Consider the following 25,819-nt stretch of genomic DNA (forward strand, 5'->3'; position numbering starts at 1 on the left):
TCACCACAGGCCGGTGCATCTGGCAGTGGCACACGGGGACGATGACCCGCAGGTCCGCGTCGCTCGAGGCCGAGGAACCCACCGGCTGGATCGAGATCAACCCCGAGGACGCAAAGGCACTCGGGATAAAGAACGGCGAGACAGTCAGGGCAACGACCCGCCGCGGGTCCGTCGAGGTCACCGCGCGCGTCACGCCCGACATTATGAAGGGTGTCACGTTCATGCCGTTCCACTACAGGGAGTGCCCTGCAAACATCCTCACCAACAACGCGCTCGATCCCATCGCGAAGATCCCGGAGTTCAAGGCCTGTGCCGTGAGAATCGAGAAGATCGAGGGGGGGAAATAGATGTCCAAGAAGGGTGACATGTTCTACGCCTGGACTGCGGATGCAGCCCTCGCCGAGAAGGCCGAGTGCGGTGGCGCCGTCTCCGGCCTCCTGAAGTTCATGCTCGAGAAGAAGATCGTCGACGCCGTGCTCGCCGTGAAGCGGGGGCAGGACATCTACGACGCGGTCCCCACCATCGTCACGGACCCTGCCCAGATTGGCGAGACCGCGGGATCCCTCCACTGCGGGACGCTGCTGCTCTCGAAGATCGTGAAGAAGTTCCTCGACGGCGCGGGGGACAAGAAGATCGCGATGACCGTGAAGGGCTGCGACGCGATGGGGCTGTACGAGCTCGCGAAGCGGCAGCAGGTGAACCTCGACAACATCGTGATGATCGGCGTCAACTGCGGGGGGACGGTCAGCCCCGTGATGGCGCGCAAGATGATCCGCGAGAAGTTCGGGGTCGACCCCGACACGGTCACGAAGGAGGAGATCGATAAGGGCCAGTTCATCATCGAGTACCCGGGAGGCCACAAGGGCATCAAGATCGATGACCTCGAGGAGGAGGGCTACGGGCGCCGCTCCAACTGCCGCCGGTGCAAGATGAAGGTCCCGCGCCAGGCCGACCTCGCGTGCGGGAACTGGGGTGTCATCGGCGACAAGGCCGGCAAGGCCACCTTCGTCGAAGTCTGCAGCGAGAAGGGCGCGCGCATCCTCGACGAGGCGGTCAAGGCAGGCGCGATCAATGTCGAGCCCGCGAGCCCGCAGGGCATCGAGATGCGCAAGAAGGTCGAGAACGCCATGCTCAAGCTCGGCGACAAGTGGCGCGAGAGAGATTTCGCGTCCCTCGGGACGGGCACGGACCGGCTCAAGAAGATCGTGAAGGAGACGTCCCGGTGCATCAAGTGCTACCAGTGCATCGAGAACTGCCCGATCTGCTACTGCGTCGAGTGCAGCACGAAGAAGCCCTACCTCGTGAAACCCGGCGAGGTGCCGCCGAGCTTCATGTTCCACCTGATCCGGTACGCACACATCGCGGACTCCTGCATCAACTGCGGCCAGTGCGAGGAGCTCTGCGCGATGGACATCCCGAACGCGCTCTTCATGCACGCCCAGCAGGTCGAGCTCCAGAAGATGTTCGGCCACGTCCCGGGCGTCGACATGAAGCTGCCGGTGCTCGCCCTCGTCGAGGAGCGCGAGGAGCGCGAGAGGCTCCACGCGACGGGGAGCGACCAGATCTTCGACATCTTCAAGTGAACCAATTTTTCCCTTTTTTTTCCCGCGGGTCCCGGTGGAACGAGCAGGTCCTTCCCTCAGGAGGGAGGAGTATCTTTCCCCGCGCCGATCCCCGCGGGAGGGAGCTGCCGGGAGACCTCGCGGGCGACCTGCCGGAGGGGGATGCGAAGCGGGAGGGTGATCCCCTTCAGGTCCCCGTACCCGGCCTTGACGGGGATGACGCGCCCGCCGGCACTCCCTGCACGTGGCCCCCAGACGGGAGTACAGAAGGATTTCCCGGGGAAAATCCACGCGAATTTCGCGGGAATGCCCCGAAAAATGACTATCCTCCCCTGGGGAAAAAAGGAGTGAGTTTCCCCGCGCCCCGCCCGGCGCGGGCGTCACCTGCCGGACTTCTTCCACCTGTGGGAGAGGTACGCCGCGCCGAGGACGACCGCGACGATGGTGCTGATGTACACGGGGTTCGTGGTGAGGGACTCGACGAGGTTCCTGTCCACGACTGCCACGCGCAGCGTCACGGGGTCGGTGACCCTGTGGTTCCCGGCGGCGTCGCGGTACCGGACCTCCGTCTCGAGGCCGTAGACCTTCCGGGTCGCGGTCCTGTCCGCGGAAAGGGAGAACGTCACGGTGGCCGCCTCGCCGGGCGCAAGATCCCCGATGAATGCCGTGTACCGCGACGAGGTGAAGGGCTCGACGACCTTGACCCGGGCCTGTGCCCCGCGGAGGGTGACCCCGCCCGTGTTCCGGAAGGTGACCGGGATGTCCCGGGAGATGCCGCGGGGGACCGTCACCTCCGCCGGCTCGATCGAGAACGCGGCCTTGCCCGCGACGGGTATCCCGATGGTCACCGCGTCGGAGTCGACCGTCTCCCCCTCGTCGTCCCGGTACCGGACCACGACGTCGAGGGGGTACGTGGCGGCCGTTGCACCGTCCGAGACGCGGACGCGGAACGTCCCGTTGAACGATTCGCCCGGTGCGAAATCGCCCACGAACACGCTGCCCCCGAGCGGGACGACGGGGCTCTCCCCGTGGCGCACGACCATGGCGACGGCGTCCCTCGCGACAAATTGGTCAGCATTCTCGATCGCGATCGCGACGTCACCCTCCTCGCCCGCGCTCACCTCCCCGGCGGAGAATCCCGGAACGGCGATGGCGAGGACGGGCCGCACCCTCACCACCACGGGGGCCGTGCGCGTCCCGTTCTCGTAGCGGATGATCTGGGTCTCCCTCCCCGCCTGCTCGGCGAACGAGAGGTACGTGTAGTCGAGGGCCACGAGGAGGGTGTAGTTTCCGCCCGGGACGTCCCGCGGTACCTTCACGCGGAACGGCACGCTCTTCTTTGCCCCGCGGGGGAGGTCGCCCACCATCTGGCCGCCGGAGAGGACGAGGAGCGGGGATTCGCCCGGGAGGAGGGAGACCATGAGGAGCTTTGCGGTCGACGGGCGGTCGGGCCACTGCTCGAGCCCCGGGGAGATCACGGTCGTCCCCGGCGGCGCGCGGTTCTCGACGACGACCTCGACCGTCGCCTCGGACCCCGCGGGGACCTCGTGCATGCCCCCGAGGGAGACCTCGAGGGAGGGGGCCTCGCCCACGTACCTGTCCGCCGCGCCGCAGGGGGAGGAGAGGAACGCCACGGCGGCGAAGATCAAAAGCAGGGGGATAAACGGCCTTTTTATTGTTGTCATTTTAATAACAACAGTCTGAGACCGGCCGTATTTATAGCTGTTGAGGGGGCGGGGAGCGGGACGGGCGGCGAAAAACCCCCGCCCCATTGTACCCGCCGGCCCCCGTTTTCCGCGCGCGCCCGGCAGTCCCGGGGGGCTCCGCGCGGGCTCACGCGTACCCGGTCACGTCGTAGTTGATTGCCGTCGAGCGCGCAGCGCACTCCTTCCCGTTCTGGAGACCGTCCTCGATCATCCTCTTTAAGAGCGCCGGGTACACCGCGCCCACGAGCTCGAGGACGGGCCTCCCGCTGCAGAAGAACTTGAAGGTGGGGGTACTCCTCACCCCGAACCTCTCGGCCGTCCACTGCCCGGCGAAGACGTCGAGGCGGGCGAAGAGGACCTTCCCCTCGTACTCCCCCGCGTACTCGCGGAAGTACGGGTCCATCGCCCTGCAGTGGGGGCAGGTCGGGCTGTAGAACATGACGAGGACGGGGATGGTATTCTTCTCCACGACCTTCTCGAACGTGCTGTCCGTCACCTCGACGAGGTTTCCGCCACCCATGGTTCACTCCCTGCTCCTTTATCCACCGACCTGTTGATATACCTTGGCAACCGTCCCCGCACCGTTCCCCGCGCCGTCCCCCGGTCGCGCGGCCCCCGGCGCGGGATCGTGGGGGGTTCCCCGTGGTCCTCTATTATACCCTATATTTTACATATGTCGCTATATTTTCCTTCGGGAAATACAATACCTCATGAACGCCCTTTTTTCCCTGACCGAGAATGAAAGGCATCCATCCCATGGCAAAGGCTGCCACGTGCTTTGCGCTCGTCATCGCGATCGCGCTCTTTGCCTGCGGCTGCACGCAGCAGGCAGGAAAGGAAACCGGAACTCCGGCGCCGACCGCCCCGGCCCGCCAGTCCATCTCCCTCTCGGGGTCGACGACCGTCCTCCCGGTCGCCCAGGCCGCGGCGGACGCCTACATGAACGCCCGCAAGGACGTGGAGATCATGGTGACCGGCGGGGGATCGAGCGTCGGCATCCAGGCCGCCGGCGAGGGGACGGCAGACATCGGGATGTCCTCGCGCGACCTCAAGGCGGAGGAGAAGACCCGGTACCCTGACCTCGTTTCGACCGTGATTGGGAACGACGGCATCGCCGTGATCGTCCACCCGTCGAACACCGTCGGCCCCCTCACCCTCGCGCAGGTCAAGGGGATCTACAGGGGGAACTACACGAACTGGAAGGAGCTCGGCGGGCCTGACCTCCCGATCGTCGTCGTGGGCAGGGACAGCGCCTCCGGGACCCGCGAGTTCTTCCACGAGAAGGTGATGCACAAGGAGGACTTCGTTTCGACCCAGCTCGAGAAGAACTCGAACGGCGCCGTGAAGCAGACCGTCGCCCAGACGCCGGGCGCGATCGGGTACGTGGGCCTCGGGTACCTCGACGAGGCCGTGAAGGGCGTGCCGATCGTCGTGGACGGCGTCCCGGTCGAACCGACCATCCAGAACGTGCTCGACAAGAAGTACCCGATCGCCCGGCCGCTCCTCCTCGTGACGAAGGGCGAGCCGAAGGGCCTCGCGCGGGACTTCATCCAGTTCCTGCTCAGCGCCGAGGGCCAGGCGATCCTGAAGAAGGAGGGCTTCGTCCCGCTCGTGCAAGGGTAAATCCCGGCACGGGTCTCCTCTTTTTCGCGGGAGAGAGATGCGCGTTCCATCGCCCGGCTTCCCGCGGGCAGGACGAAGGCCGAAAATCCCGGCCGGCGAGGCCATCGTCCGCCTCGTCCTCCTCGCCTGCGCCTCTTTCGCCGTCGTCGCGATATTCTTCATCATCGCATTCCTCCTCCGCGACGGGTACCCCGCGTTCCTCGAGGGGGGAATCGGGGACTTCCTCCTCGGCCCCGTCTGGAACCCGACGAGTTACCCGGCGGGGAAGTACGGGATCCTCCCCCTCGTCGCGGGAACGCTCCTCGTGACCGCCGGCGCGATGGCCGTCTCCGTCCCCCTCGGCATCGCGTGCGCGATCTGCATTGCGCGGCTCGCGCCCCCCGCAGTGAAGAGCGTCGTGAAACCCGCGGTCGAGCTCCTCGCCGGGATCCCCTCGGTCGTGTACGGGTTCTTCGGTCTCATCGTCCTCACCGACTGGATACGCGTCACCTTCGGCGTCCCCTCGGGAGAGTCATGGCTCGCGGGGTCCCTCCTCCTTGGCGTCATGGCACTGCCGACGATCATCAGCGTCTCGGAGGACGCAATCTCCTGCGTGCCGAGGGAGTACGCGGAGGGGAGCCTCGCGCTCGGGGCGACCCACTGGCAGACCATCTCGGGGGTCGTCGTTCCCGCTGCCCTGCCGGGGATCTCGGCGGCGGTCATCCTCGGGATGGGGAGGGCGATCGGGGAGACCATGGCGGTCCTCATGGTGACCGGGAATGCCGCCGTCATCCCCTCGCCGCTCTGGAACGTCCTCTCCCCCGTGAGGACTCTCACCGGGACGCTCGGGATCGAGATGGGGGAGGTCGCGGTCGGGACCACACACTACCACGCCCTCTTCGGCGTCGCGGTGGTCCTCCTCGCGATCACGCTCCTCGTCAACCTCGCGGCGAACGCGGTCATCGGGAGGATAAGGGAGAGCTACGTGCCCGGCAGGCAGTCGTGCGCGGCCACCCGGGGGAGGGAGAGGGGTCCCCTCGTCCCCCCCGCGGTCACCGGGAGGGCGGGCAAGGTCCTCGCGGTCGCGGCCCTCTCCCTCGTCGGGCTCCCCCTCGCGGGGCCCGCCGGTTTCGCGGGGTTCGCCCTCCTCTTTGCATTCATCGCGGTCGCGTGGCAGAAAGTCCCGCCGAAGGCCGCGGAGAAAGTCGCGTTCTCCCTCCTCTTCGCGGCGACGGCCGCGGTCCTCGCGGCGCTCGCCGTCATCCTCTGGGACATCCTCTGGAACGGCCTCCCCGCACTCTCGTGGGAGTTCCTCACGCAGTCCCCGCGCGACCTCGGGCGCGGCGGCGGGATCTTCCCCGCGATCGTCGGGACCCTGTACCTCGTCGCGGGGGCCATCGCGCTCGCCCTCCCGGTGGGGTTCGGCGCCGCGATCTACCTCTCGGAGTACAGGGGGGAGGGGCGCGTCACGAGGATCGTCCGGACCGGGACCGATCTCCTCAACGGGACGCCCTCGATCGTCTTCGGCCTCTTCGGGTTCTCGTTCCTCGTCCTGTTCCTGAACTTCGGCGTCAGCCTGCTCGCGGGGCAGGTCACCCTCGCGCTCATGATCCTCCCCACCATCATCAGGACGACGGAGGAGTCGCTCAAGAGCGTGCCCGTCTCCCTCCGCGAGGGGAGCCTCGCGCTCGGAGCGACGCAGTGGCAGACGATCTCGCGCGTCGTCGTCCCGCCGGCGGTCCCGGGGATGATCACGGGGGCGATCCTCTCGATCGGGCGGGCCGCGGGGGAGACCGCCCCGATCCTCTTCACCGCGGTCGTCTTCTCCCAGAGGTTCCTCCCCGACTCCCCGTTCTCGCCGGTGATGGCCCTGCCCTACCACCTCTTCATCCTCGCGACGAACGTGCCGGGGGCCGAGGCGCAGAAGTACGGGACCGCCGTCGTCCTCCTCCTCCTCGTGATCCTCTTCTACGCGCTCGCGATCGCGATCCGGATGCACTACAGCAGGAAGGTCCGGTGGTGAACGGCGTGGAGGGGAGATCCCCGCGGGGGGACCGCGGTCGCGGGGTGCCGGGGGCAACCCGTATGTGCATGGACACCGAAGAAGACAGGTACGCAGGGGGGAGAATCCCGGTGACCGGGTGAGGTACCAAGCCATGAAAGACAAGTTCCACGACGAGATGGCCAAGATGAAGGCTGATGTCCTCGGGATGGGGCTCTTTGCGGAGCAGATGCTCTCGGACGCGATGAGAGCGCTCAAGGAGAACGACCTTGCACTCGCGAGGGATGTCAAGGAGCGGAAGGCCGCGCTCTCCGAGAAGAACGACGCGCTCGAGGAGGAAGCGTACAGGATGATCGCGCTCTACCAGCCGGTCGCGCGCGACATGCGCGCGATCGCGTGCGCGCTCAAGGTGATCTCCTCTGCCGAGCGGATCGGCAGGTACGGGAAAGACATCGCGGGGATCGTCATCACCCTCGGTGACCCCCGGCCGCACGACCTCGTCTCTGCCCTCTGCCTGCCCCACATGGGCGACCTCGTGATCGCGATGATCCACGACGCACTCAAGGCGTACGAGACCGGCGACCTCTCGCTCATCGCGCGCCACTCCGAGAGGGACGACGTGGTCGACGCCCTCCGCCACACCATCTTCCGCGAGGGGCTCACCTACATGATGGAGGACCCGCGCACGATCACGCGCTGCACGTACTACATCATGGTCGTCCGCTACCTCGAGCGGTGCGCCGACCACTCCTGCAAGATCGCGGAGAAGGTCCACTACATGGTCACCGGGGAGCGGATCGAGATCAAGTGAGGGGCGCAAAGGGTCGTTTCCCTCCCCTGCGGGCAAGACCGCCGCGGCGCGCGGGAACGGGAGAGCGGGCAGCGGAACTCCCTCCCCGCCGCGGTTCCCGGGGAAATTCCTCCCCGGGCAACCGGAAATCTTTAATCGATCAATACTCAACCGCTGCTAAGTACTAGGACCGGCCGCCGCGGCGCGGCCCGTGGTCTTATGCCGGAACCCGGAACCGAAAACGAAGACGACCCCCACGATAGCGAGCATCGTTCCTTTTTCGCGCGGGCTGCAGCCGGAGTAGATCTTTTTCGCCCCCCGTTCTCCTCCCGGAAACCGGACGCGGGGGGAGGCCCGGGTGCGACTATCCCCACGGGACAGGCGTTCCAGGGGACGGACCGCCACGCTGCCGGGAGAAGACCCGCGCCGCGGGGTGGAGGGGGAAACGGGAGGTTCCACCTCGCGCGCGGCGGGATCTACACCGTGCATGCGGGCGGCACCACGTGGTTTGTCTCGGAGGATTACTCCTACAGGAGCGCCACGTACTACGCCGTCCTTTCCCGCGAGCTCGCGGGCGACGCGGTCGCACCGGGCACGGAATCGATGCTCGACGCGTTCGTCGTTCCCGTGTGCCTCGAGCGCGCCGCACGGCACGGCATCCCCGTCGCCCCGTACACCATCGCGCACACGTGCCCTGCCGCCCCCGCCATCGTGTACGGCCTGAACTACTTCTCCCGCGCATCCCACTTCGAGGTCCTCGCGGGGGACGGGCGCGACCAGGGGAAGGTGCGCCACGCGACGAGCAACGGGAAGTACCCCTGCTGCGCGCAGGAGTTCCCGCGGGGGAGCGGGATTGTCCGGGCGATCTCCGTCTTCGGGAGGACACTTTCACCGTTCCCCGGGGTGCAGGAGATCGCAGGGCAGGTCTTCTCGTGCTTCCGCGTCCCGCTCGTCGAACTCGTCTGCATCTCCGGCCCGGGGGGGACCGTCCTCTCCTCGCTCTGCCCGGTGCGCTACTCCCGTCTTGCGCCCGGCGAGCGGCGCCTCCTCAAGGCGCACATCCTCGGACAGGCATTCCTATGAGCCGCCTCGGGATATTCGTCGACCGGAAAACCCTCTCCTCCTCGGACCAGCTCAACGCCCTGATCCGGTGCAGGGACACCGCCGAGGGGATGGGGCACTCCGTCGAGTTCATCTTCCCGGTCGACATGAGGAAGGTCCGGCAGGTGGACGGCCTCTTCATACGGGCGAGAACCGACCCGATGAACGTCACGTACGTCGCGTCGAGGATCGCCGCGTCATCCGGTATCCCGGTCATCGACGATCCCGATTCCATCCGGGTCTGCTCCGACAAGGTGAACATGTACATGCACCTCCACCGGGCCGGGATCCCGATCCCGCGGACGCTCTTCATCGCGAAGGACGATATCCACCCGACGCGCGTCCGCGAGATCATGAACGGCCTCGGGACGCCCCTCGTCCTGAAGGAACCCTCGACCTCCTTCTCGCTCCGGGTGGAACGGGTGGACGACCCGGTCGCCTTCATGCGGGTCGCGCGGCGCTACCTCAAGATGTCTGACTGGGTCGTCGCACAGGAGTACGTGCGGAGCACGTACGACTGGAGGATAGGGGTCCTCCGCGGGGAGTTCCTCTACGCTTGCAAGTACATCATCCCGCCGCAGACCTTCAAGATACAGGACTCGGTGAACGGGCACCTCGTCTCCTGCACCGTCGAGAGCGTCCCGGAAGACGCCGTCCCCGACCACGTGAGGGCGCTCGGCGTCGCGGCGGGAAGGGCGATCGGGGACGGGCTCTACGGCGTCGACATAAAGGACGGGGAGAGACCGTGCGTGATAGAGGTGAACGACAATCCCTCCCTCGAGGGCGGGGAGGACACGTTCTACCCCCACGTGTACAGGGAGATCGTCTGCGCCCTCCTCGGCACATGACCGGAAAGGGCGACGACCCGCCTGGATGGCAGGAGAGGGCGAGTGCCGTCTGCGGGGGGTGCGGGGGCCGGTGCTGCCACGAGGCTCGCCCCCCTCTCACCACCCGGCGGGTGACAATCCTCCTCCGGCGGGGTGTCGCGGAAGGGGACATCGAGTACGCGGGGTACTCCCGCATCCGGGCACGGGAGGACGGGATGTGCGCATTGTGGGAGGCTGGCAGGTGCCGGGTCCACGACGTCAAGCCCGAGACGTGCCGGGCAGGCCCGTTCACGTTCGACGTGGAGGGGGGGACTGTCCGGGTATTCCTCAAGCACGAGTCCCGGTGCCCGCTCGTCTCCCTCCTGAAATCCGACCCCGACATGTTCAGGGCGCAGTTCAGGATCGCCGTGGAGAACATCCTCTCCCTCGCGGGGGCGCTCCCGCCAGGCGAACTCGCGACAATAAGCGCGATCCCTGAACCCGACTGCGACTTCGTCGCGGGGTTCCCGCTCCGCCCCCGCGGCAGGGGAGGCCCATGAAGACCGGGACGGAACACGAGTATTCGATCAACAGTGCAGACTTCGTTCCCCTGCCCTGTTCCGACCGGATCCTCGCCGGGGCCGGGGGCACCCCCTATGGTGAAGTCCCGATGGCAGGTGCGACCATCGGAAAGGAACTCCAGAAGACAGTCCTCGAGTTCGTCCCCGCGTACCCCCACCGCAGTATCCCCGTCCTTGAATCGCTCGTGTACTCCGGGATAAAGGAGTTCTCGAGGCGGTTTTCCGGCCGGTACACCCTCCTCGGCCTCGGGATGCACCCGACCCTCTCCCCTTCCCGCGACCTCGTCTGGGACCACGGCGACGCAGCGATCTACCGCGAGTACGACAGGCTGTTTGGCATCGCGCGGCACGGGTGGGTGAACGTCCAGGCATTCCAGGTCAACCTCGAGTATAGGAGCGAGGGGCAGCTCGTCAGGATGTTCAACAGGGTGCGCGCACTCATGCCTTTCCTCGTCGCGGTCTCGGCCGCGTCCCCCTTCGTCGAGGGGCGGCTCACCGGGACGCTCGATTCCCGGCTCGTATATTACATGGAGAACCAGGCGAGGATCCCGGAGATCTGCGACGGGATCGTCACGCGGCCGATCGCGTCTGTCGACGACTACCGCGGGAGGCTCTGTCTCCTCTACGACCTCCTCCGGGAGGAGGGCGCGGATGCACTCTGCGAGGAGTGGGTCGCGTCATTCGGCGCGATCGTCCGGTTCAGCCGCCCCTGCATCGAGATAAAGGTCATGGACGAGCAGGAGTGCGTCCGCTCTGACATGGCGCTCTGCGCGTTTGCCCGGGCGCTCGTGCGTGCCCGGGATCTCCCCCTCGAGGAAGACTCCGACGCGCTCCGCGACCTCGTCGCGCACGCGATCCGGCACGGGACCGCCGGCCTCGAGGACGATCTCTCCCGTCTCTACCGCCGCGCGACCGGTGCCGCCACGCCCGGGGAGAGGCACTACCTCCCCCTCGTCGGGGAGAGGATCCGGGGAGGGTGCCTCGCCGCCCTGCTCTCCCGGAGGTACAGGGAGACGGGAGATCTCCCCGGGATCATGCGCGATCTCGCGCGCTGCCTCGCGGAGAATCGGCCGTACAAGGGCGGGGAGGAGGAGTAGATCCCCTGCGGGACTGCCCGCCGGGACACGGGGAACGCGGGCAAACGGGACAGCGGATCCCTGCCATTGCAAGACGCGCAACGCCGCTCCCACGGGGTGTCGTCCGCGGAAAATCCATGGGCCGGCGGGGGAGAATACCCGGAGACGTCGGGAGATACGGAAAAAAGAGAAAGTCCTAGTACCGGGGCTTCCTGTGCTTGGGCAGGCACGCCCGGCAGTACACCGGCCTCCCCTCGGTGGGGACGAACGGTACCTCGCATTCTGCTCCACAGTCCGCGCACACGGCCTTCGTCATCGTCCGGGGCCGGTCGAACCCGCCCCTGAAACCTCTCTCGTTCATCTCTTTCCCTGATGCAGTTTTGATCCTGCGCGTACGCGTGGGGGCGCAAGGGATATATAGGTGTGCATGGGGGTGGCGGGACGGGGCCGGGGGGAGGCAGAAACCCGGCACGCCGCGGCGGGGGCGGGGGGCGGGGCATCCACGGCATTCCCTGCAACCCTGCAACACGATTCCCCATTTCCGCGGCATTGTTGCAGGGAAAAAGGGGGAATTTCCGTGCCTGAATTGTCAAACGGAGAATTTTAAGTCGTATCTCATTTTTCCCCTGCAGCACCCTGCGGATCACGTACACGCGCACGGGTGCGCGGGAGGTCTCCCGGCGCAGTACGTGATCCCGGATTTGTTTCAGGGTTCGTATGCATGTACATAAATTCGCGATGAAATAGCGTATTTTGCGAAAAAAATTGTTTTCCACAGGAATTAAATCCTGCAACACGTGTTGCAGGATTGTTGCAGGGTGTTGCAGGGTTGCAGGGATTTCCGGCTGCCGCAACCGGCACACGCAACGGAGGATCTCCCGGGACACACGGGCGGGGAGGCTGCGGCGATCGCAGGTCTTCACCGCAAAGGGAGAAGGGCGGGAGGAGGGGGCAGTTGATCCCACGTACGAGATCCAGAGGTATCATCGCGCGGCGAGGAAGAATCCGGGGAAAAGGGACGGGACATGGACGCAGCGGGGAGATATGCGGCATTATGGAAACACGCTGCATGTGCGCATCGGGAAAGAGTGTCACATGGCCCGGCGCATCTCCCCGGCCGCTGTATCTGCCCACGGCAGCAAGGAGGATCTTCCGATGCCGGGGGAGACAGTGTACCGCGACAAGGGGTATTCCGGAGAAAAACCCCGTTGCCCTAATCGATAAACCCATGATACGGGCTGTCCGGGGGTGTCCACCGGCAATCGAGGGGAAAACGCAGGGATCGTGCGGTCAGGTGGACGAGGAAAGCGATTGAACGGGTCTTCGCCGTGACCAAACGTACGTCCTCCTGCGGTCACATTCCCGTGACGACTGTGGAGGGGGTGCATGCCAGAGACGCATTCGCCTCGTTTTTAGTTCACCTTGTCCAGTGGGGGACTCCCAAACGGGAAGGGGCCTGGGAGCGGGAGCCATCGGAGGTTTCTAAAGAGCCGCGAGGAAATCACGGTAATTTGGTGAAATCTTTAGGAAATTCTCCCATTTTGAGTTCTCAAATTTTGAGAGAGCGTTCTCTTTCTTCGATGTCACAGGTTTTTCGAAATCGTCAACCGGCAAAAAACCCGGTAATTTGGTGAAACCAGTACTGGATAATACCATTTTGGGTTTTCATATTTGGAACGGGCCGGATCCTTCTCTCAATATCATGGGTTTAGCCCCCTCCATTTCTCTCACCAAAGATACGCATGATGATCACCTTAATTCACAATAAACAAGAGATTCACGCGCCTGGTGTAAAAGTACATTTCGAAAAACCCCTAAATCAAAAAATACGAAAGATTAAATCGTAAAATTGATCGTACTCGGAGGGGAATACATATTTGGTGAAACGATGCATCCCTCTCTGGGAGGGGATCGCAATGACCCAAAATGGTTTCTCCTCGGACAGGTTCTCTCACTCGTCACCAGCCGTCCCGCCCAACAGGTATTTGCGAGAAACGAGATTGAGCCCATTCCCGCAGCTTTAGATGCAATCGCGATCGTTCTCACCGCGATGTTCTTCTCTTGTGATTGTTCCTTTGTCATCCAGGAATTGGTAAATCGCAGGAGACTCCGCAAATTTCTGGACATTCACACTGTTCCCACAGTCGATTCGGTTTATAAAACACTGAGCAGGTTCGATGAAACCCAGTTTATCTCCCTCGTGAACGGGATCCTCAATTCCTGTTGCACGAGGAGGAGGAGACGAGGGTGGAACACGTTTATCGTGGATGCAACCGCGATTACCCTCGATTTGAATTGGTTCAGGAAAAAGTATACGAAGAAACAGTTGGAGAACAGGGACTACGCGTGGGGGTATTGTCCTACCCACGGCCACTATATCGGCTACAAACTCACTCTCGCACTCGACGCGCATTCCCTGCGGCCGGTCTGTTTCCTGCTCCATCCGGGATCTCCCCACGATTCTGTCATTTTCCGGGAGATCGTGAGTGAATTGAAAAGGCGCAGAATCGCCCGGATCGGTGATACAATCGTCTTTGACAAGGGATACTACGCGTACGATAACTACGTGGAGGGAATCTTCGCGTTCAGCATCGTCCCGATGATTTTTACAAAGAAGAACTTTTCATTGTCCAAACTGCTCAGGAAACTCAATTTTCCCCTCTGGATTTTCGGGAGGTCTGATACGAAACAGCTCTTCCAGAGATACACTTCCCTGGCGCGCCGGTCGGTGATGTACCTCCGCGACGAGATCCAACTCGTGGAGAAGAGATCCCTCATTGAGGATGTCTTCAAAATGGCGAAAAATGCATTCGGATTGAAGAAAATCTACAAATATACGACGCGATCTGTGAAAAAGACAGTCTGCCTGAATGTACTTTTACACGGACTCGTTATTTCTCTGGGATTTGGCGATAAGATTCAATTACAACGGTTGGCTGAGTGGTAATTTAGGGAGGGGGTTAGACATTCTTCATTCCCTCTGCGTTATCGGTAAGGTAATGTTCTACCAAGTCTTTACTAATCATTGCCCTGTATTCCTCCGTTTCTGCAATCTACTGTAGGATACAGGGTCGTTTCAATTTTACAGCTTTATAGGTACACTACCAAGAGATCCCTCATCGAGGATGTCTTCAAAACGGCGAAAAATGCATTCGGTTTGAAGAGGATTCACAAGTATACGACGCGATCTGTGAAAAAGACGGTCTGCCTGAATATACTTTTACTCGGGCTCGTTATTTCTCTGGGATTTGGCGATAAGATTCAATTACAACGGTTGGCTGAGTGGTGATTTGGAGAGGGGGTTAACACTTGTATTTGAATCTCCTCACTCTGTTAAACCTCTTGCCTCCACAATGGGGGCATTCCTCGAATGTTTTGAGAATTCCCTGATCCCTGAGATATGACTCTGCTCGCTCCTCGTCATTGGTGTATTGTATTAGTTCTACTAGGTTCATTCATCCGGCCACCTGTAGTTAGTATATAGAATGTGGCTAGTATATAGAATGTGGCCTTTATTAATGAATCACCATTAGATCAAAAAAGTGAAATTAGAATGTGCGGTCCCATAGGACTTGTTGGGATCCATCAGTAAAGGTACCCTTAATAATTAATCTTACACCTGTATTTGTTGGAGAAGTTCCGTTATAACCAGTTACAGTCGCTGCCGCTCCAACAGTCCATCCTGCTGTTGGTTTACTAATTTCTACATAAGTAGTTCCATTTGTTGAATATTCCAATTTATTTAATTGGGGGAGATCCGATCCTCCTTGGATTGTTATTATAAAATTCTGATCCCCTGACTTTACAGCTGTAATTCCCACATTCTTACTCGATCCCGTCGTCCCCGCGAGCCCGAACACGAACGCCGCGATGACCGCCGCGAGGATGACCGTGATGGCCACCATCAGGATCACGCCGATGACGGGTGATACTGCCTCTTCGTCCTTGATGAACTTCATGATTCACCTCACATCTCACATGCACGTTGCCCGTGCGCGCACGGACAAGACACTGTATTAACACAGTAGATACCGGATGTTATTTAAAAATATTCCCCCCGGAACGTGCCCCGGGAACGCACCCGCGATCTACCCCCGGACGGAGGGGGGCCGCGGTTGCCGTCCCCTTTCCCGCGCCGTTCCGGAACAGTGATGTCGCGGCCCGCCGAACAGTCAGGAGAATGGACTCGCCCCTTCGGATCCGCCTCCCCGCCCTCCTCCCCCTCGTCCTCCTCGCCGTCCCCCTCCACCTCTACGTCATCGGCGACTGGCTGGGGACCGGCGTGCAGTGGGCCCTCTTCCGGTACCAGGAGACGGCATACGGTCCCTCGCTCATCACGGTCGCCTCCGATTTCGGGTACATCGGGACGGGGCTGATTTCCGGGAAGACTGCGCTCTCGTTCCTCCTGTGGGACGCGGGGGGACTCCTGCTCTCCGGCGCGGCCCTCCTCTCCCTCCTCCCGGCATTAGGGGGGAGGCCCGCGTGGACGAGGCCCGCGGGGTTCGCGGTCGCCGCGGCGGGCGTCCTCTTCACCGCGTCCTGCATCGTCCAGTACGGGCCGCTCCTCTCCGGGCCGGCGGGGATATCCCTCCCGCTCGGCCTGCCGCTCGTCTTCTCGGTCGCGTGGCTCATGGTGAGGGGGGAGGACGAGGGGGACGAGGAGGAAGAGGGAGGAGGGGACGGCGGCGAAGGGAGCGGGCCATGACCGCCGGGAGACCCCCTGTCCCCGCCCGCGCACGGTGCAGGGGAGGGGGCCCTCTCCCGCCATCCGGGCCGCGGGCACTCACCCAAGGGACCGCTCGAACCGGATCGCGGCCTCGCTCCCCTTCATGCAGAAGTCCTTTCCCGAGAGGCCGAGCTCCCCGTAAAGGGGGCAGGAGGGGCAGGTGCAGTGCCGGTCCTCCCGGATGCACGCGTTGCTCATCCCGAGGATGCAGAAGAGGAGTTCGCCGTTTTGCCGCGCGCAGTCGTTGTAGCTTGGGCACTGCGGGCACGCGCAGGAGCCCTTCCAGCGGTCGTAGATCCCCCACCGCTCCTCCTTCCTCCGGGCCTTGAGATCGAGGAGGAGGCGGGTGAATGCATCGGGTTGCACGCGGGAGATGTGGATGGGAGGGATATTATACGGTTCGGGTCGCCGCGGGCGGTGCACTCAGTTCACGGCGCGGCGCGGTCAGATTTATCACCGGTTTCCCACAGAAACATTACCCGATGGACAGGTTCACGCGCCGCATCCTCGCGTACTCGTTCGTTTTTGCGCTCGTCATGGGCGCGGGCATCGCCGGGTTCTCCCTCCTCGAGGGATTCTCCCCGTTTGACTCCCTCTACCTCACCGTCGTGACGGTCGCGACCGTCGGGTACGGTGACCTCCACCCCGTCACCCCGGCGGGCAAGGCCCTCGCGATCGCGGTCATCGTGGGGGGCGTCGGGTGCTTCGTCGGGCTCGTCGCGAATGCCGTCGAGCACCTCGTCCAGCGGCACGACGCGGCGCGGCGGAAGCGGAAGAACCACCACCTTTCCGGGTTGTTCTTCTCCCGGGTCGGGACGACCCTCCTCTCCACGCTCTCGCGGTGCGATCCCCGCAGGGAGGACCTCGCCGGGATCCTCTCCGATCCCAAAAGCTTCGATCCTTCGAACCTGCGCGGGGTCCTCTCGGGCATCGGGGCGCGGGAGTTCGCGCTCGACGCGCGGGCGTGCGACCTTTCCGCCCTCCGGGACTTCCTCGCCGGGAACCTCGACTTCCTCTCCCTCCTCTCGCAGAACCCGGACCTCGACGAGCACGCGCAGTTCCCCGAGCTCCTCCTTTCACTCATCCACCTCTGGCAGGAACTCTCGCTCCGCGGGGACCTCCGCGGCCTCCCGGACGCTGACTACGCCCACCTCTCCGGGGACCTCGCGCGGGTCTACAGGCTGCTCGTCCTCGAGTGGGCCGTGCATGTCGGGTTCCTGAAGGGGGCGTACCCCTACCTGTACTCGCTCGCGCTCCGGGCAAACCCCTTCGACGCCGCCGCGTCCGTTGTCGTCAGGGAGTAGCGCGGGGGAGGGCCGGCAATCACCCCCTTTCCCCTCTCGGGGGGAGTACCCCGGTGCGAAGGGAGATACGGGATGCCCGCCAACACGTGGGGTAGGAAAGACTCCATGAAGACACTCTCTTTTGCCGACCTTGCCCTGCCCGACCCGATCGCCCGCGCCGTCCGCGACCTCGGTTTCGAGGAGCCGACGCCCATCCAGGCCCTCGCCATCCCGGCCATCAGGGAGGGGCGCGACGTCGTGGGCCAGGCGCACACGGGGACCGGGAAGACCGCGGCGTTCGGGATCCCCCTCCTCGAGGGGATCGACCCGTCCCGCCCCGTTGTCCAGGCGCTCGTCCTCTGCCCGACGCGCGAGCTCGCAATCCAGGTCTCCGAGGAACTCCAGAAGCTCTCGAAGTACATGGGCGGGGTCTCGGTCCTCCCGGTGTACGGCGGCCAGCCCATCGAGAGGCAGGTCCCCGCGCTGCGCAGGGGCGTCCACGTCGCGATCGCGACGCCCGGGCGGCTCCTCGACCACCTCTCCCGCCGCACGGTCGACCTCTCGGCCACGAGGATGGTCGTCCTCGACGAGGCGGACGAGATGCTCGACATGGGGTTTGCAGAGGACATCGCGAGGATCTTCTCCCGCCTCCCGAAAGAGAGGCAGAACGTCCTCTTCTCCGCGACGATGTCCGACGAGATCCTCGCGCTCTCGCGGGAGTTCCTGAGAGACCCCCTGGTGGTCAGGGTCGTCCACGGCGAGCTCTCCGTCCCGGGGATCGAGCAGCGGTACTTCGAGGTCCGCGAGTCCGAGAAGGTCGACGTCCTCTCCCGCCTCCTCGACTACTACGACCCCGACCTCGCCCTCGTCTTCTGCAACACCAAGCGGCGCGTGGAGGATGTCGCGTCACGCCTGCAGGCCCGGGGGTACTTGACCGAGGCGCTCCACGGCGACATGGACCAGAAGGAGCGCGAGCGCGTGATGGCCCGGTTCCGTGCCGGCGCGACCGGGATCCTCGTCGCGACCGACGTCGCCGCGCGGGGGATAGACGTTGAGAACATCGGGATCGTCTTCAACTACGACGTCCCCCAGGACCCCGAGTACTACGTCCACAGGGTCGGGCGGACGGGCAGGGCGGGGAGGGAGGGCAAGGCCTTCACCTTCGTCTCGGGCAAGGAGATGTGGAAGCTGCGCGAGATCCAGAAGTACGCGAGGATACGCATCGCCCGGCACGCCGTCCCGAAGGACGCCGACCTCGAGGAGCGCCGGTTCCTCCAGCTCACCGGGAAGGTGCGGGAGGCAATCGCGCGCGGGGGGCTTGAGCCGTTCGTCGCGCGGGTCGAGCAGATGATGGGCGAAGACCACACGTCGCTCGAGGTCGCGGCGGCCCTCCTCTCGATGCAGTGCAGGGGGACCGGGAGCACGGGGGGGCAGGGGGGCAGGGAGAGGTGAGGGGGGGGAGAATCCTCCCCTCCTTTTGGTGCGATTCGGCAATCCGGACCGGCAATCATTAAATTCTCCCGTCGCCAACCAGTTTTTGGGAAACAGAAGGGCACAATGGATTTCCCCCTGTCTCGCGGCCATGATCTCGGTTCTCCTCGTGCACGACAACTCTGACCTCATCGAGAGCACGCGGGCGTTCCTCGAGCGAAGGGGGGACGTCAGGGTCGACGTGGTCCACTCCGGAAAGCAGGCGCTCGAGAGGGCGAGGAGCCGGAAGTACGACGTGATCGTCTCGTACCACCGCATCCCGGACGTCGACGGAATCGAGTTCGTCGCCGACATGACCGGGATCGAGCTCCACAGGGAACTCCGGGCCCACAACGTCTCTGTCCCCTTCATCCTGTACGCCCGGGAGGGCCGGGACACGCTGATCGTCTCGGACGTGAACGCCGCCGCCGAGGTCAGGGTCCGGCACGGGCCCTCGCCGCCGCCCGTCACGGAGCTCCGGGACATGATCTACCAGGCCGTCCTGCGCAGGAAGGCCGAGCGGGACCAGGTGATCAGGGCCGACCTCCTCTCCGCGATCCTCTCCGCGACACCCCTCTGGCTCTCCATGGTCGTAAACGGGAAGGTGGAGTGGGTGAACACCACGATGGCCCGGGCGCTCGGCGCGGATGCTCCCTCCCTGAAGGGCAGGAACGTCGCGGACCTCTTCCCGGGGAAGGAGGAGTGCGCCCGGGCGTTCCGCGAGTTCTCGCTCCGCGTGGACGAGCAGGGCTGGGGCCACGCCGAGTGCGAGCTCCGGAAGGCGGACGGCACCCTTGTCCCCGTCCACCTCCGGATCCGGCAGGTGGACCCGCAGGACCCTTCCCGCGGCCACGTCCTCGTCGCAGAGGACCTCACCGAGAAGAAGAGGCTGCTCGAGACGATCAGGGAGCAGGAGATCCGGTACCGCGACTTCCTCTCCAGCGCGCAGAGCCTCATCGTGAAGCTCGACTCGGAGGGCGCGATCACGTTCTTCAACCCCCACGCCCAGGCCTTCTTCGGCTACTCGGAGGCCGAGATCCTCGGCAAGAAGCTCTCCGAGACGCTCGTCCACCCCGACCTCCGGAAGGACGCGCCTGACTTCGCCCGCGACACGCGGCTCGTCCACGAGGGGCACGGCCTCTCCATCACGGAGATGGTCCGCCGGTCGGGAGAGCCCGTCTGGGTGGCGTGGTCGCTCTCCCCCGTCCGCGACGCGGACGGCAGGCTCGCCGAGGTCGTCTGCATCGGCCACGACATCACCGACCACTCGCACGGGGGCCGCCCCCGCTTCAGCACGGCCGCGTGGCGCGACGCGGTCATCGCGGGGACGGACGTCCGGGACGAGGTCTTCGACTCGGTCCTCCATATCTGTCTTGAGATCGCGCGGGAGGGGCGCGAGGGGAAGAAGCTCGGGACGGCGTTCGTGGTGGGGGACGCGGACGCCGTCCTCGAGAGGTCGCGCCAGCTGATCCTCAACCCCTTACAGGGGCACCCGCCTGGCGAACGGATGGTCACGAATCCCGGGATCAAGGAGAATATCAAGGAGTTCGCGCAGCTCGACGGCGCGTTCGTCGTGAGGGGCGACGGGCAGATCGAGGCCGCGGGGCGATACATCACGGTCGACACGAGCCGGGCGGGCCTCCCGAAGGGATACGGGACGCGCCACTCCTCGATCGCGGCGATCACCCTCGAGACGAAGGCAATCGGGATCGTCCTCTCCCAGAGCGGCGGCAAGATATCGATATTCAAGAACGGGCGGATCGTCCAGGAGATAAGCTAGGGACCTTTCGCCTGCCCGGCGGCGGGCTTCCCCGCCCTCCGCCACAGCCCCCGCGGCATCCGGATCTCGAAGCGGGCGCCCTTCCCCTCCTCCCCGCACTCGCGGATGGTCCCGCCGCAGATATCCACGATCTCGCGGGCGAGCCAGAGGCTGTATCCTGCGCCGCGGCCGTGCCCGCGCTCAAAGAGCACCTTCTTCTCCCCCGGCGGGATCCCGGGGCCGTCGTCCTCGACCACGACGACGAGGTCTCCCCCCTCCTCGGCCGCGGAGATTGTGACCCGCGAGAGCCCGCGCGCGTGGTCGACCGCGTTCCCGATGAGGGTGGAAAAGACCGTCGAGAGGAGGGGGCTCGAGTAGACCTCGAAGTCGCCGCAGTCGACCTCGATCCTGACGCCGCGGGGGATCGCCTGCACCTCCTGCGGGGTGATGAGCGCCGCGAGGGGGACCCACGCGGGGTCCTGCGTCGCGAGGTCCTGGAACTTCCGCGTGAACTCGATGATGGACTGGATCGACCTCCCCGCGGCGATCTCCCTCCCGATGAAGTCCCTGAGCTGGGGGTCTTCGCAGAGGTCTTCCGAGTACTGGAGGAACCCGATCAGGATCGTGAGCTGGTTGAGGATGTCGTGCCGGATCGCGGCGAGGAGCTCGCGCAGCTTCCTGCGGGAGACGTTCCGGACGAGGAGCTCGAGGAGGGGGTCTTCCTCGCCGCAGACGTGCGCCGCGAGGACGACGGCGGCCGGTTCCCCGCCCCCCGGGGGGACGAGCGGGATCGCCTCGCAGGGGAACTCCACGGACTGCTCCCCCGCGACCCTCGCGGAGACCGCGGTCCTCGCGGTCCTCCCCGTCCTGAACGCCTCCCCCGCGATCCCGAGGACCGCGTCGGGGAGAGAGGGGGCTCCATCCCCGCCTCCAAAGACCCGCAGGGCCGCGCTGTTCGCGTAGAGAATCCTTCCCCCCTTCCCCGCGATGCAGACCGGGAACGGGAGGGCACCGAGCGCCTCGCGGAAAATTCCGTCCTCTAACCCTTCCATTCTGCCCTTCCACTCCCCCGCGATCCTCGACAGCAGGTGAATGTGCGTGTGCCCTCCACCCTCAAGAATGTAGCGGGTTTTCCCCCCCGCGCAGAACCACCCCCTCCCGCCACGCGGACGGGGAGAGGACGTGCATCCCGGACGGCGCCCGGACGGCGTTTCCCGCGAGGACGTCCATGAACTCCTTTGCCCCCGAGAAAGCCTCCACGACCGTGTACCCCCTCGCGAGGAACGCGCAGAGTGCCGCGGAGAAACAGCACCCCGCCCCGTGGATCGCGTATGGGTACCGGCGGGTCGAGATCGCCCACTCCCTGTCCGGGCCGACGAGGATGTCGGTCGCCTCCTCGCCGGGGAGGTGCCCCCCCTTGATAACCACGTACTCCGGGCCGAGCGAGAGGATCCTCCTCGCGGCGCGGATCGCGCCCGTGACGTCGCGCACGGGCGAGATCCCCGAGAGGACCTCGGCCTCGTGGACGTTCGGCGTCACGATCGTTGCCCGAGGGAGGAGTTCAGAGACGAGGGCGTCGAGGGCATCCGCGGGGAGCAGGGTGTGCCCGCTCGTCGAGACCATGACGGGGTCGAGGACGAGGGGGACCCCATCCGGGATCTCCCGGGCGATCGCCCCGATCGACCCGCTCTCCCCCGGCATCCCGGTCTTCACCGCACGGATGGAAAACTCCGCGCGGAGCGTCGCGATCTGGAGCGCGACCACTCCCGGCGGGACGAAGTGGATCCCGGCCACTCCCCGCGTGTTCTGGGCCGTGACCGCAGTCACGACCGAGAGGCCGTGGACGCCGAGGGCGGCAAAGACGCCGAGGTCGGCCTGCAGGCCCGCGCCGCCCGACGGGTCGGACCCGGCGATCGTGCACGCGCACGGCGGGATCTCCCTTTCCATGCGATCGGGATGGGACACCCCCTGCTTTATACCTTCGCGGGGTGCTCCCCCGGGAGATTTTAATGGGTCCCGGAAGATCACACACTGAGGGGAGAAGGCGCGGGACGCGGGGGCACATGGCGAGGGCGGAACAGTCCGGGAAGGAGGGAGCGGGGGATCGCGTGGGAGGGAGTCTTTCCGGCAGCACGGGGAGTACGGTGGACACCGCGGGAGACCTCGTGCGGCAGGGGATCCTCGCATCGCGGAAGGGAAACCACGAGGAGGCACTGGAGCTCTTCCGGCGGGCACTCGGGCAAGACCCCCTCTTCGTCCCCGCGTGGGTCGCGTCGGGTTTTGCGCTCGGGAAGCTCGGGAGGTACCGCGAGGAGATCAAGGCGTGCGACCACGCGCTCGCGCTCGACCCGGGGAACGTGGAGGCGTGGCTCAACAGGGGGTTTGCGCTCGGGAAACTCGGGAGGTACTCGGAGAAACTCGTCTGCTGCGAGAGGGCGATCGCGCTCGATCCCAAGAACGCCCGCGCGTGGAACGCGAAGGGGCACGTGCTCGGGGAGATGGGGCGCTTTGAGGAGGAGCTCGAGTGCACGACGGTCGCAACGACCCTCCGCCCGCGGTACGTGGGGGCGTGGGTGAACCGCGGCTACGCCCTCCTCAAGCTCCGCCGGTGGGACGAGGCGATCTCCTGTTTCTCGCGGGCCCTCTCCCTCTCGCCCGGTTTCCACTCGGCCTTGATCCTCAAGGGCATCGCGCTCTGCGGGCAGGGGAAGTACCGCGAGGCGGCCTCCTGCTTCGCACGCGCCGAGGAGACCCGGCCGATCGAGGGGCCGCGGAATCTCTACTGGAAGGGCCTTGCCCTCTCCCGCACGGGGCAGCGCAGGGAGGCGGTCCGGATCCTCGAGTCCGTCGTCGCGCAGGACCCGCGCCACGCGGACGCGTGGATCGAGCTCTCGAACTGCTACTTCCTCTCCGGCGAGATCGAGGATTCGGTCCGGTGCTTCATGGTCGCCTACGACCTCGACCGGGAATCGATAAGGGACTGCCTCTCCCGGGCGGTCACGCTGCTGCGCGAGGGGAGGAGGGAGGAGGGCCTGCGTGCCCTCTCCGAGGCGCTCGGGATCCTCGTCCGCTGATGGCCGGGCGGGCCGCCCCCTGGCGCCGGAGGCCACCCCCACTCCCGCGAAATACCCCGTAATCGGCCTGCACCGGGCGATCGAGAGTTCCCGAGCGCATGGTTTATGTGGTGGGGTTACAAATAGGAAAGGCAGTTGCCCTGGACCGGGTCAGCCAGAGGTCTGTTCGAGAGCCGCCCCCGGCATCCTCTCCAGGCGTGCGGTGACTAGAAATGGTACCGTCATGCGGACCAGTCTCACTACAGCACGGAGGACAGAAGGATAAGATCTCTTCCCGCCCACACCGGGGTAAAAGAACGCGCACACCACGACCATGACGTACAGGACCCATGCTGCCCACACGACCTGTCCGGGTTGCCAGGAAGAAGTCTACCTCGACGAGCTCGTGAAGGGCCGATGCCCGCTCTGCGGCTGCACCCTTGAAGACCTCGAGGAGATCGAGGAAGACGTCGAGGACATGGGGGAGCGCGCGGACTTCCCGTGGCTCGTCTTCAACTACTTCCTCTTCAAGATGCTCACCGACATGGGCGCAAGCCCCCTCAAGGTGATGCAGCTCGTCTCCACGTACGAGGAGGCGTGCCTCCGCGAGGGGCACGACCACGTCGACACGCGGTTCGAGCTCGAGCTCGAGCCCGGGAAGATCGAGAGGTACCTCCCCCACAGGTGCGACCGTTGCGGGAGGATATTCCTCGGGCAGGGGAGGAAGATCCTCTCGGGCGACCTCTCCGCCCCGGGCTTCCGCGTCTCCTTCCGCTGCAACTCGTGCAGGTGAGAGCGCGCGGGGGTGTCTCCCGTGGGTGTACCCCGCGGATTTCCCCCAATTTTCCCCTGTACTAGTAGGACCGCCCGACCAGCGCCGGCCGTCCCGCGCGGCCGCAGGCGATGCACGGGCCCTCTGCCTCTCCCGCGCCGTCCCACCGGACCTCTGTCCCGAGCACGCTCGCGCGCGTCTCCTCCTCGATCGCCGTGGCACAATCGCGGTCGCCGCACCACGGGACGAGCGCGACACCCCGTGCGGCCGCCTCGCCCGCCTCCCGGATGGTCCGCGCCACCCGGATGCTCCCGCGGAACTGCGCCCACGCCCTCTCCCGGAGCGTCTTTTCGAAGGAGGAGAGGATCTCCCTCGCTCCCTCAACGACGTTCTCCACCGGGATCGCCGTCCTCGCGCCCAGGCGCGTGACCGCCGTGACCTGGCGTGCGTCAAGGTCCCTTGGCCCGAGCTCGAGCCGGAGCGGGACCCCCCTCATCTCCCAGTAGTAGTATTTCGCGCCGGGCCGCATCTCGCGCGTGTCGACCTTCACGCGGAGGTTCCCGGCGGAGAGGGCCGCGCCCACCCTCTCGGCGGCGGCGGTGACCTCCTCTTTGCGCTTCCCCGTCACGATGGGGACGACGACGACCTGTACCGGGGCGACCGCCGGGGGGAGGACGAGGCCCCGGTCGTCCCCGTGGAGCGAGACGAGCGCGGCGATGCACCGCTCCGAGATCCCGTAGCACGTCTGGTGCGCGTACCTCTGCTCGCCCGCGACGTCCTCGTACTGGATCCCGAACGTCCGCGAGAAGTGGTCCCCGAGGTGGTGGACCGTCCCGACCTGCAGCGTCCTTCCGTCGGGCATCACGGTGTCGACCGCCATCGTGTAGTCCGCGCCCGGGAACTTGTCCCAGTCCGGCCTGCGCGACACGACGACGGGGACGGCGAGCGCCTCGTAGAATTCCCGGTAGAGGGCGATCGCGGCCTCCACCTGCGCGCAGGCCTCCTCCCAGCTCGCGTGCACCGTGTGGGCCTCCTGGAACGACGTGATCTCGCGGAGGCGGATGAGGGGGCGGGTGTGCTTCGTCTCGTACCGGAACGTGTTCACTATCTGGTAGATCCTGAGGGGGAGGTCGGCGTGGGACCGGATCCAGAGGGCGTACATGGGGTAGATCGCGCACTCGCTCGTCGGGCGGAGGGCGAGGCGGACGTCAAGCGGGGTCGACCCCCCGTGGGTCACCCAGTACACCTCCTCCTCGAACCCCTTGATGTGCGCCGCCTCCTTGGCAAGCTCGGTCTCCGGGATCAGGAGGGGGAAGAGCGCCTCCTCGTGGTCGCGGTCGAGGATCGCCCTCATCAGGGAGTACACATTCTTCCTCAGAGCAAACCCGAAGGGGAACCAGACGTAGAGCCCCTTGACCGGGTACCGGACGTCCATCAGCTCCGCGCGCCAGAGGAGCTCGTTGTACCACGCGGAGAAATTCTCCTTCGGGGGAAGGCTGCCTTCGTCTGACTCGGCCAAAAAAACGCACC

25 protein-coding genes are annotated in these 25,819 nt (G+C 65.2%); 17 read left to right on the top strand and 8 right to left on the bottom strand.

Annotated elements, in window-relative coordinates; translation table 11 throughout:
* Positions 1-347, top strand: a 347-nt coding sequence (locus tag QFX32_06210; protein MDI9633634.1) for a molybdopterin dinucleotide binding domain-containing protein, incomplete at its 5' end; no start/stop codon positions are given.
* On the top strand, positions 348-1,583 hold the full coding sequence (locus QFX32_06215; GenBank protein ID MDI9633635.1) for a Coenzyme F420 hydrogenase/dehydrogenase, beta subunit C-terminal domain: 1,236 nt from the start codon (positions 348-350) through the stop codon (positions 1,581-1,583).
* Between the two features lie 359 nt (positions 1,584-1,942).
* On the opposite strand, the gene QFX32_06220 is transcribed toward QFX32_06215, so the two are convergent.
* A complete protein-coding gene (locus tag QFX32_06220; protein MDI9633636.1) occupies positions 1,943-3,196 on the bottom strand; it encodes a hypothetical protein in 1,254 nt (417 codons plus the stop codon).
* Between the two features lie 199 nt (positions 3,197-3,395).
* Positions 3,396-3,788: a thioredoxin family protein gene (locus tag QFX32_06225; GenBank protein ID MDI9633637.1), complete on the bottom strand. Its 393-nt coding sequence runs from the start codon at positions 3,786-3,788 to the stop codon at positions 3,396-3,398.
* A gap of 236 nt (positions 3,789-4,024) precedes the next feature.
* Here QFX32_06225 and QFX32_06230 point away from each other — a divergent pair, with 236 nt between their 5' ends.
* The 7 genes from QFX32_06230 (at position 4,025) to QFX32_06260 (ending at position 11,247) form a co-directional block, all read left to right on the top strand.
* On the top strand, positions 4,025-4,891 hold the full coding sequence (locus tag QFX32_06230) for a phosphate ABC transporter substrate-binding protein (GenBank protein ID MDI9633638.1): 867 nt from the start codon (positions 4,025-4,027) through the stop codon (positions 4,889-4,891).
* A gap of 37 nt (positions 4,892-4,928) precedes the next feature.
* Positions 4,929-6,893, top strand: coding sequence for a phosphate ABC transporter permease PstA (pstA, locus tag QFX32_06235; GenBank protein MDI9633639.1), 1,965 nt, complete (start codon positions 4,929-4,931; stop codon positions 6,891-6,893).
* A gap of 133 nt (positions 6,894-7,026) precedes the next feature.
* Positions 7,027-7,683: a phosphate signaling complex protein PhoU gene (gene phoU, locus QFX32_06240; GenBank protein MDI9633640.1), complete on the top strand. Its 657-nt coding sequence runs from the start codon at positions 7,027-7,029 to the stop codon at positions 7,681-7,683.
* Positions 7,684-8,145: 462 nt separating this feature from the next.
* Entirely contained in the window at positions 8,146-8,745 is a 600-nt protein-coding gene (locus QFX32_06245) for a RimK-like ATPgrasp N-terminal domain-containing protein (protein ID MDI9633641.1), read from the top strand.
* On the top strand, positions 8,742-9,611 hold the full coding sequence (locus QFX32_06250) for a RimK family alpha-L-glutamate ligase (GenBank protein ID MDI9633642.1): 870 nt from the start codon (positions 8,742-8,744) through the stop codon (positions 9,609-9,611). The genes QFX32_06245 and QFX32_06250 overlap by 4 nt, the downstream gene beginning before the upstream one ends.
* Positions 9,608-10,129: a YkgJ family cysteine cluster protein gene (locus tag QFX32_06255; protein ID MDI9633643.1), complete on the top strand. Its 522-nt coding sequence runs from the start codon at positions 9,608-9,610 to the stop codon at positions 10,127-10,129. The genes QFX32_06250 and QFX32_06255 overlap by 4 nt, the downstream gene beginning before the upstream one ends.
* On the top strand, positions 10,126-11,247 hold the full coding sequence (locus tag QFX32_06260; protein ID MDI9633644.1) for a glutamate-cysteine ligase family protein: 1,122 nt from the start codon (positions 10,126-10,128) through the stop codon (positions 11,245-11,247). The genes QFX32_06255 and QFX32_06260 overlap by 4 nt, the downstream gene beginning before the upstream one ends.
* Positions 11,248-11,422: 175 nt before the next feature.
* Here the strand turns inward: QFX32_06260 and QFX32_06265 are convergent, their stop codons facing one another.
* Entirely contained in the window at positions 11,423-11,587 is a 165-nt protein-coding gene (locus tag QFX32_06265; protein ID MDI9633645.1) for a DNA-directed RNA polymerase, read from the bottom strand.
* 1,527 nt (positions 11,588-13,114) lie between these two features.
* Here QFX32_06265 and QFX32_06270 point away from each other — a divergent pair.
* Together QFX32_06270 and QFX32_06275 are read left to right on the top strand one after the other, a co-directional pair.
* Positions 13,115-14,173, top strand: coding sequence for a transposase (locus QFX32_06270; protein MDI9633646.1), 1,059 nt, complete (start codon positions 13,115-13,117; stop codon positions 14,171-14,173).
* 78 nt (positions 14,174-14,251) lie between these two features.
* Positions 14,252-14,515, top strand: coding sequence for a transposase (locus tag QFX32_06275; GenBank protein MDI9633647.1), 264 nt, complete (start codon positions 14,252-14,254; stop codon positions 14,513-14,515).
* A 259-nt stretch (positions 14,516-14,774) separates the two neighbouring features.
* Here the strand turns inward: QFX32_06275 and QFX32_06280 are convergent, their stop codons facing one another.
* Positions 14,775-15,185 carry a type IV pilin N-terminal domain-containing protein gene (locus QFX32_06280; protein ID MDI9633648.1) on the bottom strand — a complete coding sequence of 137 codons (411 nt, stop codon included), beginning with the start codon at positions 15,183-15,185 and terminating at the stop codon, positions 14,775-14,777.
* A 221-nt stretch (positions 15,186-15,406) separates the two neighbouring features.
* On the opposite strand from QFX32_06280, the gene QFX32_06285 reads away from it, so the two are divergent.
* Positions 15,407-15,931, top strand: coding sequence for a hypothetical protein (locus tag QFX32_06285; protein MDI9633649.1), 525 nt, complete (start codon positions 15,407-15,409; stop codon positions 15,929-15,931).
* Between the two features lie 78 nt (positions 15,932-16,009).
* Here the strand turns inward: QFX32_06285 and QFX32_06290 are convergent, their stop codons facing one another.
* The gene (locus QFX32_06290) at positions 16,010-16,318 is read right to left on the bottom strand and encodes a DUF2769 domain-containing protein (GenBank protein MDI9633650.1); all 309 of its coding nucleotides are present in this window, start codon (positions 16,316-16,318) and stop codon (positions 16,010-16,012) included.
* A gap of 116 nt (positions 16,319-16,434) precedes the next feature.
* Here QFX32_06290 and QFX32_06295 point away from each other — a divergent pair, with 116 nt between their 5' ends.
* From QFX32_06295 to QFX32_06305, 3 genes are all read left to right on the top strand, one after another.
* Positions 16,435-17,256, top strand: coding sequence for a potassium channel family protein (locus QFX32_06295; protein MDI9633651.1), 822 nt, complete (start codon positions 16,435-16,437; stop codon positions 17,254-17,256).
* 105 nt (positions 17,257-17,361) lie between these two features.
* The gene (locus tag QFX32_06300; protein ID MDI9633652.1) at positions 17,362-18,687 is read left to right on the top strand and encodes a DEAD/DEAH box helicase; all 1,326 of its coding nucleotides are present in this window, start codon (positions 17,362-17,364) and stop codon (positions 18,685-18,687) included.
* A gap of 130 nt (positions 18,688-18,817) precedes the next feature.
* Positions 18,818-20,485 carry a PAS domain S-box protein gene (locus QFX32_06305; GenBank protein MDI9633653.1) on the top strand — a complete coding sequence of 556 codons (1,668 nt, stop codon included), beginning with the start codon at positions 18,818-18,820 and terminating at the stop codon, positions 20,483-20,485.
* Here the strand turns inward: QFX32_06305 and QFX32_06310 are convergent.
* Together QFX32_06310 and thiD are read right to left on the bottom strand one after the other, a co-directional pair.
* Positions 20,482-21,516 carry a PAS domain-containing sensor histidine kinase gene (locus QFX32_06310; GenBank protein ID MDI9633654.1) on the bottom strand — a complete coding sequence of 345 codons (1,035 nt, stop codon included), beginning with the start codon at positions 21,514-21,516 and terminating at the stop codon, positions 20,482-20,484. The genes QFX32_06305 and QFX32_06310 overlap by 4 nt on opposite strands.
* 61 nt (positions 21,517-21,577) lie before the next feature.
* Positions 21,578-22,411, bottom strand: a complete 834-nt coding sequence (gene thiD / locus QFX32_06315) for a bifunctional hydroxymethylpyrimidine kinase/phosphomethylpyrimidine kinase (protein MDI9633655.1) — start codon at positions 22,409-22,411, stop codon at positions 21,578-21,580.
* A gap of 197 nt (positions 22,412-22,608) precedes the next feature.
* Here thiD and QFX32_06320 point away from each other — a divergent pair, with 197 nt between their 5' ends.
* Together QFX32_06320 and QFX32_06325 are read left to right on the top strand one after the other, a co-directional pair.
* A complete protein-coding gene (locus tag QFX32_06320) occupies positions 22,609-23,538 on the top strand; it encodes a tetratricopeptide repeat protein (GenBank protein ID MDI9633656.1) in 930 nt (309 codons plus the stop codon).
* A 313-nt stretch (positions 23,539-23,851) separates the two neighbouring features.
* On the top strand, positions 23,852-24,310 hold the full coding sequence (locus tag QFX32_06325; GenBank protein ID MDI9633657.1) for a hypothetical protein: 459 nt from the start codon (positions 23,852-23,854) through the stop codon (positions 24,308-24,310).
* Positions 24,311-24,371: 61 nt separating this feature from the next.
* Here the strand turns inward: QFX32_06325 and proS are convergent, their stop codons facing one another.
* Positions 24,372-25,808 (bottom strand): proline--tRNA ligase, encoded by a 1,437-nt coding sequence (proS, locus tag QFX32_06330; GenBank protein ID MDI9633658.1) that lies wholly within the window; start codon positions 25,806-25,808, stop codon positions 24,372-24,374.
* Between the last annotated feature and the right edge of the window lie 11 nt (positions 25,809-25,819).

It is taken from the genome of Methanolinea sp. (assembly GCA_030055515.1).
Taxonomy (GTDB): domain Archaea; phylum Halobacteriota; class Methanomicrobia; order Methanomicrobiales; family Methanospirillaceae; genus Methanolinea_A.

Coding starts and splice junctions, on each gene's coding strand:
- QFX32_06215 (MDI9633635.1), top strand. CDS start 348: ATGTCCAAGAAGGGTGACATGTTCTACGCCTGGACTGCGGATGCAGCC.
- QFX32_06225 (MDI9633637.1), bottom strand. CDS start 3,788: ATGGGTGGCGGAAACCTCGTCGAGGTGACGGACAGCACGTTCGAGAAG.
- QFX32_06230 (MDI9633638.1), top strand. CDS start 4,025: ATGGCAAAGGCTGCCACGTGCTTTGCGCTCGTCATCGCGATCGCGCTC.
- pstA (MDI9633639.1), top strand. CDS start 4,929: ATGCGCGTTCCATCGCCCGGCTTCCCGCGGGCAGGACGAAGGCCGAAA.
- phoU (MDI9633640.1), top strand. CDS start 7,027: ATGAAAGACAAGTTCCACGACGAGATGGCCAAGATGAAGGCTGATGTC.
- QFX32_06250 (MDI9633642.1), top strand. CDS start 8,742: ATGAGCCGCCTCGGGATATTCGTCGACCGGAAAACCCTCTCCTCCTCG.
- QFX32_06255 (MDI9633643.1), top strand. CDS start 9,608: ATGACCGGAAAGGGCGACGACCCGCCTGGATGGCAGGAGAGGGCGAGT.
- QFX32_06260 (MDI9633644.1), top strand. CDS start 10,126: ATGAAGACCGGGACGGAACACGAGTATTCGATCAACAGTGCAGACTTC.
- QFX32_06265 (MDI9633645.1), bottom strand. CDS start 11,587: ATGAACGAGAGAGGTTTCAGGGGCGGGTTCGACCGGCCCCGGACGATG.
- QFX32_06270 (MDI9633646.1), top strand. CDS start 13,115: ATGCATCCCTCTCTGGGAGGGGATCGCAATGACCCAAAATGGTTTCTC.
- QFX32_06280 (MDI9633648.1), bottom strand. CDS start 15,185: ATGAAGTTCATCAAGGACGAAGAGGCAGTATCACCCGTCATCGGCGTG.
- QFX32_06285 (MDI9633649.1), top strand. CDS start 15,407: ATGGACTCGCCCCTTCGGATCCGCCTCCCCGCCCTCCTCCCCCTCGTC.
- QFX32_06295 (MDI9633651.1), top strand. CDS start 16,435: ATGGACAGGTTCACGCGCCGCATCCTCGCGTACTCGTTCGTTTTTGCG.
- QFX32_06300 (MDI9633652.1), top strand. CDS start 17,362: ATGAAGACACTCTCTTTTGCCGACCTTGCCCTGCCCGACCCGATCGCC.
- QFX32_06305 (MDI9633653.1), top strand. CDS start 18,818: ATGATCTCGGTTCTCCTCGTGCACGACAACTCTGACCTCATCGAGAGC.
- QFX32_06310 (MDI9633654.1), bottom strand. CDS start 21,516: ATGGAAGGGTTAGAGGACGGAATTTTCCGCGAGGCGCTCGGTGCCCTC.
- thiD (MDI9633655.1), bottom strand. CDS start 22,411: ATGGAAAGGGAGATCCCGCCGTGCGCGTGCACGATCGCCGGGTCCGAC.
- QFX32_06325 (MDI9633657.1), top strand. CDS start 23,852: ATGACGTACAGGACCCATGCTGCCCACACGACCTGTCCGGGTTGCCAG.